Genomic DNA, 407 nt, shown 5'->3' with positions numbered 1-407 from the left:
ACCTGCCACTGGGCGTCCAAGTCAGCTTCGTGGAAGTCGTCGAGTTGCACCCACCGAAGGGCGCCAAGCCAATTCATTGGCTGCTCTTGACCACTCATGCGGTCGCCACTGCCGCAGGCGCTTGGCGGATCGTCTCCTGGTACAAGCAGCGCTGGATCATCGAACAGCTCTTTCGTTCGCTGAAGAGCCAGGGTTTGCGCATCGAGGATAGTCAAATCGAGAGCGCTGAAGGCCTGATCAAGCTCGTAGCGATCGCCACCAGAGTAGCATGTATTGTCATTCAGCTCGTTCAGGCCCGCAATGGGGGCGAAGAATTGCCGGCTGAATTTGTCTTCACACCGGAAGAGATCGATGCGCTCAGGGCTATCAACAAAACCCTGAGAGGCCGGACCGAGCTTCAGCAGAAC

At 57.2% G+C, this 407-nt stretch carries 1 protein-coding gene; it reads left to right on the top strand.

Annotated elements, in window-relative coordinates; all coding sequences use genetic code 11:
- Positions 1-29: 29 nt before the first annotated feature.
- Positions 30-407: transposase (locus tag QSV46_RS39195; protein ID WP_314964021.1), on the top strand; the 378-nt coding region annotated here is incomplete at its 3' end.

The sequence above is a fragment of the Bradyrhizobium cosmicum genome, assembly GCF_032290525.1.
GTDB lineage: Bacteria > Pseudomonadota > Alphaproteobacteria > Rhizobiales > Xanthobacteraceae > Bradyrhizobium > Bradyrhizobium cosmicum_A.
This window is presented reverse-complemented; position numbering and strand designations above follow the sequence as displayed.